Below are 1027 nucleotides of genomic sequence, written 5' to 3'. Positions count from 1 at the left end.
CTGTTGGGTAGGGGAGCGTTGTGTAAGCGGAAGAAGGTGATTTGAGAGGATTGCTGGACGTATCACAAGTGCGAATGCTGACATAAGTAACGATAAAACGGGTGAAAAACCCGTTCGCCGGAAGACCAAGGGTTCCTGTCCAACGTTAATCGGGGCAGGGTGAGTCGGCCCCTAAGGCGAGGCTGAAAAGCGTAGTCGATGGGAAACGGGTTAATATTCCCGTACTTGGTAAAGCTGCGATGTGGGGACGGAGAAGGTTAGGTTATCGACCTGTTGGAGATGGTCGTTTAAGTTGGTAGGTGGGTGAGTTAGGCAAATCCGGCTCACCGTTAACACTGAGAGATGATGACGAGGCACTAAGGTGCTGAAGTAACTGATACCACACTTCCAGGAAAAGCCACTAAGCTTCAGGCTTTACTAAACCGTACTGAAAACCGACACAGGTGGTCAGGTAGAGAATACTCAGGCGCTTGAGAGAACTCGGGTGAAGGAACTAGGCAAAATAGCACCGTAACTTCGGGAGAAGGTGCGCTGGCGTAGTGTGAAGTTCTTTACGGATGGAGCATGAACCAGTCGAAGATACCAGCTGGCTGCAACTGTTTATTAAAAACACAGCACTCTGCAAACACGAAAGTGGACGTATAGGGTGTGATGCCTGCCCGGTGCTGGAAGGTTAATTGATGGTGTAATCGAAAGAGAAGCTCCTGATCGAAGCCCCAGTAAACGGCGGCCGTAACTATAACGGTCCTAAGGTAGCGAAATTCCTTGTCGGGTAAGTTCCGACCTGCACGAATGGCATAATGATGGCCAGGCTGTCTCCACCCGAGACTCAGTGAAATTGAAATCGCCGTGAAGATGCGGTGTACCCGCGGCTAGACGGAAAGACCCCGTGAACCTTTACTATAGCTTGACACTGAACCTTGAATTTTGATGTGTAGGATAGGTGGGAGACTATGAAGCGGTAACGCCAGTTATCGTGGAGTCGTTGTTGAAATACCACCCTTTAACGTTTGATGTTCTAACGAAG

General features: G+C 49.6%; 1 rRNA gene. It reads left to right on the top strand.

The window, feature by feature from the left end:
• Positions 1-1027: ribosomal RNA gene (locus ACLS0A_RS10970) — 23S ribosomal RNA — on the top strand; the annotation flags it as partial.

The organism is Avibacterium volantium (genome assembly GCF_049366555.1).
Classification (GTDB): Bacteria; Pseudomonadota; Gammaproteobacteria; order Enterobacterales; family Pasteurellaceae; genus Avibacterium; species Avibacterium volantium_A.
This window is presented reverse-complemented; position numbering and strand designations above follow the sequence as displayed.